Below are 4884 nucleotides of genomic sequence, written 5' to 3' on the forward strand. Positions count from 1 at the left end.
TGTTTCTCCCCCGGCTCCCGACGGGTGTGCCCCCGGTGCGGCGGCCTCGGTGCGCGGCCCGGGAGCGGACAGGACCTCGGCGCGGGAAGCGGTGGAGTCGAGCAGGGCCTCGGCGGCGAGGGCCGCGTCGATGCGCCCGGCGATGTCGGAGGGCATCCGCGGCGGGCCGGGCAGGGTGCCCAGCAGGGACCGGATCTCCTCCAGGGAGGCCAGGACGTCGGCGCACAGCGCGCAGTCCGCGAGGTGCCGGCGGACCTCGGCGGTACGGGAGGGGGAGAGGAGCCCTTCGGTCAGGTCGGAGATCTCCGAGACCTCCGGGTGCCGGATCGTGCCGGCGGTGCCGGTTGTGGGGGTCACGGTCGTCCACCTCCGCCCTTCACAGGGTCTGGATCTGGTTCTGGATGCCTGGGGTCTGCCGCAGATGGGACGGGTGCCCCCGGCGTCCGGTTCCTTCCCCGCTCGGTGGCGGTGTTATCCCCGGCATTCGTGCGCAGATGAGTGAGGAGCGGGAGGAGTTTCGCCCGGCCGCGCGCGCACCGGCTCTTGACGGTCCCGACCGGTACGTCGAGGACGGTGGCGGCTTCGGCGACGGGATACCCCTGCATGTCGACGAGGACCAGGGCGGCCCGCTGGTCGGCGGGGAGGGTGGCGAGGGCGGCCAGGAGCTGGCGGTGGAGGTCCTGGCGTTCCGCGGGGGCCTCGGCGGACTCGTGGGGCTCCAGGAGCCGCTCCAGGCGGTCCGTGTCGTCGAGGGGGGCGGTCCGGCGGGAGGCGGCCTTGCGGGCCCGGTCCAGACAGGCGTTGACGGTGATCCGGTGCAGCCAGGTGGTCACCGCGGAGTCCCCGCGGAAGGTGTGGGCGGCCCGGTAGGCGGAGACCAGGGCGTCCTGGACGGCGTCGGCCGCCTCCTCCCGGTCCCCCAGGGTCCGCAGCGCGACGGCCCACAGCCGGTCCCGGTGCCGCCGCACCAGCTCCCCGAAGGCGTCGGGGTCCCCGGCGACGTGCAGGGAAAGGAGTTCCTGGTCGCTGCGCCCGACGGTCGCGGCTTCGTCCAACGGTGAGCCCCCTCCCCTGCCGTGCGTCAGCCCTTGAACTTCACGTCCGTGATGCCCTGCTTGTAGCCGGCGCCGCTGAAGTTGTCGTAGCCGGCGTACGGCATCTCGGTGATCCACAGGAGCACGTAGCGCGTCTTGACCGGCTTCTGCACGGTCAGCTTGACGCTGCTGTCCTTGGTGCTGGTGCCCGCGATCTTCTTCTTCGGGTCGACGGCGTCCTTCGCGGTGAGGGAGTCCGTGGCGTAGAGCGACAGGGTGGTGTGGTCGCCCGGGTGCCTCAGCCCTATCGAGACCTCCTTGACCTCCTGCTCGGAGCCGAGGTCGTAGATGATCCCGACACCGGGCTTGATGATGATCTTCGGGCCGTCGGAGAAGCTCTTGGTGCGCCAGTAGCTGGAGGTGTCCCCGTCGTACGTCTTGTCGACGTCGGCCGCGTTCTGCGGGACGCCGTCGGGGGCGTACTCCTTGGCGTCCCTGATGGAGAGGGGAGCGGGCTCCTTCTTCTCCGGGGCGGGGCCCTGCTGCTGGGGCTGGGTGGTCTCGCTGTTGTTCTGCTTGCCGTGGTCCAGGAGGGCGTCGGCGAGCTGCCAGCTGCCCAGGCCCAGGGCGGCGATCAGGAGGGCGGCGACGCCCCACTTCAGGGCGCGGCCCGTACGGCTCTGCAGCGGCGGTGGCGGGGGCACCGGCATGCTGATCGGGGCCGCGGGCATGCCGACGGGAGCCGGGCGGCCGTAGCTGCCCTGCTGGTAGGTGGTGTGCTGGTACTCCGGCGGGGCCGTGAAGGCGGGCTCCGGCGGCTTGATGCGGGGCATCGCCGCGACCGCCTTGGCCAGTTCCTCCGGGGTGGTGCAGGCGGGCTCCTGGCGGGAGGCGGTGGCCCCGTCGTTCGCCAGGGCGCGCATGGCGAGCTCGCCGAGACCCCGGTGGACGCCGGCGCGCACCTGGTCGGGGGCGAGCAGGCCGACGCCCTTGGGCAGGCCGCGCAGACCGTAGGCGTCGTTCTCGTACGGCCAGCGCTGGGTGAGGGCCGCGTACAGCAGGGCGCCGATGGCCTCCGTGTCGGCCCGCTGCGGGGTGTCGCTGGTGATGCCGCGCAGGGCGGCGTTCACGGCGAGGCCGCGGATGCGGTACTGGCCCGTGGAGGTCCGCAGTATCGCGCTGGGCGTCAGGCGCAGGTGGGCCAGGCCCTCGCGGTGGGCGGCGGCCATGGCCTGGGAGACCTGGCTGACCAGCTGGTAGGCCTCGTGGGGCTCCAGCGTTCCGGCGGCGAGGACGGCGGTGAGCTCGGTGGCGTCGGGCAGCCACTCGTGGACGACGTAGACGAGGTCGTTCTCCTCGACGGCGTCGAGGACCTGGACGAACCGGGGGTCGCCGAGCAGGGCGGAGGAGCGGGCCGCGGCCAGGACCGTCCGGGCGCGGGGGTGGTCTGCGGGCAGCAGGTGCACACCGACGGCGCGGCGCAGCTTCTCGTCCATCGCGCGCCAGCTGCTGAATCCGTCCAGACGGGTGACGCACTCCTCCAGGCGGTAGCGCCGGGCGAGCTTGTGGCCGCTGTGGAGTTCCGGCGCGGCCGCGGGCGCCGCGCTCCTGCGTTCGCCGTCCTTTTCGGGCATGGGCTCGTCCGCGGCTCGTCCGTTCTGGGTGTCCACCCCGTCGGCCGTGGCCTTGGCCGCATCTGCGGCCAGCGGCTGGTCGCCGCTGTTGTCGGCCACGTCGACGGCAGCTGTGCTACGTTCCGCCACCGTCGTCCCTGCCTCCCCATCCGTTGCGCGCTGTCGGCCAGTCTGCGAAGCCATGCCAATTGTGCCCACAGTCCGGCGCTATGCACGACACACGATGGGGCCCGACGGTTGTGCGCATCAGCGACCCAGTCGGCCGCGGACCATTCCGACCATGGAGTTGAGCTCTTCGATGCGCATGCGCTTGGCGGCGAGGAGGAACACGGCCCCCAGCGCGATGCCACCGGCGACCAGGGCGGCGAGGGAGCCGAGGGCTCCGCTGCCCAGGACGTGCATGACACCGTAGGCGGCGGCGCCCGCCACCACGGCGGCCGGGACGCACGCGCCGATCAGTCGGGTGTAGGTGCGCATGACGTGCGCACCGTCGAGGTCCCCGCCCAGGCGGGCCTTGAGGCGGCGCCAGGCCACGCCCACGCCGACCACGTAGCCGAGACCGTACGCGGCGGCCATGCCCACGACGGCCCACCGCGCGGGCAGGACGAAGTAGGCGAGGGCCGAGACGCCGGCGTTGACGGCGGCGACGATGACGGTGTTGTAGAAGGGGGTCCGGGTGTCCTCGTAGGCGTAGAACCCGCGCAGGACCACGTACTGGACGGAGTAGGGGATCAGGCCGAGGCCGAAGGCCATCAGCACGTAGCCGATGTTCACGGCGTCCTTGCCGGCGCTGGCGTAGAGCAGGGTGGCCATCGGAACGCCCAGGGCGAGGAACGCGAAGGCGCAGGGCACGATGGCGACGGCCGAGGTGCGCAGGCCGTAGGAGATGTCGTCGCGGACCGCGGCGGCGTCCCCGTCGTGGGCGGAGCGGGAGATCCGGGGCAGGACCGCCGTCATGACCGAGACGGTGATGATGGCCTGCGGCATCTGCCACAGCAGCAGCGCGTAGTTGTAGGCGGTGATACCGGTACCGCCGTGACCCAGCTTCTCGGCGGCCGTGCCCGCCGCGGTGGCGAGCTGGGTGACGACGACGAGGCCGATCTGGTTGGCGAGGACGAAGAAGAACGTCCACTTGGCCAGGCCGGCCGCCTTGCCGAGGCCGTGGCCCTTCCAGTCGAAGCGCAGGCGCGGCTTGAAGCCGGCGTCCCGCAGGTAGGGGAGCATGGCGAGCGACTGGACGGCGAGGCCGAGGAGTGTGCCGATGCCGAGGAGGCGGACGCCCTCGGGGGTGATGGTCGCCTCGGAGACTCCGGAGGCGGTGAACCCGCCGAAGGCCCAGATGAAGGCGCCGAAGGTGGCGATGACGACGATGTTGTTGAGGACCGGGGTCCACATCATCGCGCCGAACCGGCCCCGGGCGTTGAGGATCTGACCGAGCACCACGTGGACGCCCATGAAGAACATCGTGGGCAGGCAGTAGTGGGCGAAGGCCACGGCGACGTCGAGGCGCTTCGGATCGCCGGCGATGGTCGGCGACATCATGCGGATGAACAGCGGAGCGGCGAGCACGCAGATGGTCGTGACCGCGCCGAGGAGGGTGACGACGAGGGTGAGCAGGCGGTTGGCGTAGGCCTCGCCGCCGTCGTCGTCGTTCTTCATGGCGCGCACGAGCTGCGGGATGAAGACCGCATTGAGGGCGCCGCCGCCGACGAGGACGTAGATCATCGTCGGCAGGGTGTTGGCGACCTGGTAGGAGTCGTTGAGGGTGGCGACGCCGATGGCGCCCGCGATGACCAGGGTGCGGGCGAAGCCGGTGATGCGGGAGACGATCGTGCCGGCCGCCATCACGGCGCTGGACTTGAGGAGGCTGGCCGCCTTGCCCGCGGGCTTGCTCGGGGCCGGGGCCGCCACGGGGGCCTCCTCGGCCGGGGCGCCGGGAGCGGCCTGCTGGTCGCGGTAGAGGTGGGTGAAGGCGTCGGGTTCGGGCTGTTCGTCCGAGGCGCTGGTCACGAGCGAGTCCACCCCGACGAACTGCGTCTTCGCCGCGTGGTCGCCGTAGGGCAGGTGGCGGGACGGGCCGTCCGGCTCGGGCGGCGGGGTCTGGGCCCAGACGCGCGGGTCGGGACCGTGCGAGGGCGCCTGGGGCGCGGCGTAGAGCGGACCGGGCTCCTGGTAGGTGCCCGGCGGCGGCGGGGGGTGCGAGGCCCGGTCGTAGA

The 4884-nt window shown here is 72.4% G+C and carries 4 protein-coding genes; all 4 read right to left on the reverse strand.

Features of this window, described 5'->3' with window-relative positions; genetic code table 11:
- Nucleotides 1–357, reverse strand: a 357-nt coding sequence (locus tag VR44_RS00905) for an anti-sigma factor family protein (protein WP_245691571.1), incomplete at its 3' end; no start/stop codon positions are given.
- Nucleotides 354–1055: an RNA polymerase sigma factor SigM gene (sigM, locus tag VR44_RS00910; protein ID WP_045945383.1), complete on the reverse strand. Its 702-nt coding sequence runs from the start codon at nt 1053–1055 to the stop codon at nt 354–356. The genes sigM and VR44_RS00905, both read right to left, overlap by 4 nt.
- A 26-nt stretch (nt 1056–1081) precedes the next feature.
- Nucleotides 1082–2797, reverse strand: a complete 1716-nt coding sequence (locus VR44_RS00915; protein ID WP_045945384.1) for a protein kinase family protein — start codon at nt 2795–2797, stop codon at nt 1082–1084.
- A gap of 117 nt (nt 2798–2914) precedes the next feature.
- On the reverse strand, nt 2915–4884 hold a 1970-nt coding region (gene murJ, locus VR44_RS00920; protein ID WP_045945385.1), incomplete at its 5' end, for a murein biosynthesis integral membrane protein MurJ.

Origin of the sequence: Streptomyces katrae, from assembly GCF_000966975.1 — a bacterium.
Classification (GTDB): Bacteria; Actinomycetota; Actinomycetes; order Streptomycetales; family Streptomycetaceae; genus Streptomyces; species Streptomyces katrae.